Genomic DNA, 442 nt, shown 5'->3' on the forward strand with positions numbered 1-442 from the left:
ATCAATTTAGTATATGGCATAGACAGCCTTCTTTTTCAGCCATTTTCACAAGAGCACCTCCGTATCGGCATGCTTGCTTCACATATTTTTGACGCATCCGTGCAAACGATATTTCAGGCAGTGCTTCTTGGACACACCTTATATATTGCGCCAGATCATGCAAGGATGGATGGAAAGCAGCTGTGGTCTTTTTATGAGGAGAACCGCATTCATATTTCAGATGCGACACCTTCTCATTTGCGCCTCATGATCAAAGCCGCTGAGAAAGAGCCGCATCACGTTGACGAATTGAAGTTAATAATGGCTGGCGGCGAAATGCTGCCGCCCCAATTGGTTCAGCAGTATTTACAAACGTTTCGTGCGGGTAAGCAGGTGATGACAAATAATTACGGTCAGACTGAATGCGCTGTACAATCAGCGGCTTTTACCATACATGATTCTT

Annotated in this window: 1 protein-coding gene; it reads left to right on the top strand. The window is 44.8% G+C overall.

The genetic code is table 11. The annotated features are described in order from the left end of the window. Nucleotides 1-442 (top strand): AMP-binding protein (locus tag RVS70_RS22470; protein WP_321134943.1); only part of this gene is annotated, 442 nt, incomplete at both ends.

Origin of the sequence: Virgibacillus sp. M23 (assembly GCF_034190895.1) — a bacterium.
Classification (GTDB): domain Bacteria; phylum Bacillota; class Bacilli; order Bacillales; family Amphibacillaceae; genus Virgibacillus; species Virgibacillus salarius.